Annotated in this window: 2 pseudogenes; both read left to right on the top strand. The window is 38.6% G+C overall.

The features are described 5' to 3' along the window. Positions 1-267, top strand: a pseudogene (locus EI164_RS16375) (hypothetical protein); the annotation flags it as partial. Then, positions 257-985: pseudogene (locus EI164_RS16370) on the top strand (hypothetical protein); the annotation flags it as partial. The pseudogenes EI164_RS16375 and EI164_RS16370, both read left to right, overlap by 11 nt.

Below are 985 nucleotides of genomic sequence, written 5' to 3'. Positions count from 1 at the left end.
AAGCATAGTCGTGATGGCGGCGGGATGGATGGACAGGGGTTGGCGGGGTTGCCGACTACTCCGACGGCGTATCGCTTGCGGTTTCATCTAAAGAACGATGATGAAGTTCCTTATAGCTACACGCCGTACATAATAACTAATGAAAATACAGATGAAAAATTTGAAGGGATAACGGATAACGACGGTCATACTGAGACTTACTATTCTAGTACTCCTGATGGTTTTAATGTTCATCTACAGATTGAGGGCATAAAATATGGCGAATAATTTACCAACTAGCGGAGGTAGGGCGTCAAACGGTAAAGACTATACGGTTGAATGTACGATATCTGATGTCGCACCGTTTACTGTACATTTTAGACAGCCAAAAGATATGGCTGGACGCTATGGGTTTGATTACCCAAGAGATGCTGATAGGTATCCTATAGAAGAGGTTACTAAAAAGCTTAGTAAAAAGATGGTCTACACGCGGGAAAAGTTGTACAAAGACTCTATAGCGAAATTTAATAATATTTACTTGCAAAGTGCTAAGCTGTCTAAACAATTAAAAAGTAAAGACTATCTACCTGCTTGGCTAGTCATATTTCCAGATACGACCACTGCGAAATATAAAGGTGGCTCAGATATGCACTCTCATGGTATCCAACTTGACTTAGAACTACAGCAATTGATTGGCAACACCTCATCATTGAGCGCAAGTAAGTTTAAAACGTTGAGGTTTGAATCGTCAGCTCCTGAGAAGTTGACCATTTCCCCTAAAACTATACCAATAGCTAAGATTCTCGCCAAAGGTCGTACAGTAACAACTGTAAATGATACTAAAGGTAAAACCAGAAACGATTATATTAGTAAAAGAGCTGTATTAATTAGGGGTGTTAAAAATGAATTATTGAAAGAACACGTAAGTATTGCTGTTTACGCTGTTTCAAATATAGTCACTGCACTACAAAAGAGTTATGTTTTGGATGAATATCATAAAACAATT

The organism is Psychrobacter sp. FME13 (assembly GCF_014861395.1).
GTDB lineage: Bacteria > Pseudomonadota > Gammaproteobacteria > Pseudomonadales > Moraxellaceae > Psychrobacter.
Note: the sequence above shows the minus strand (reverse complement) of the source record. Positions and strands in the feature narration are given on the sequence as shown.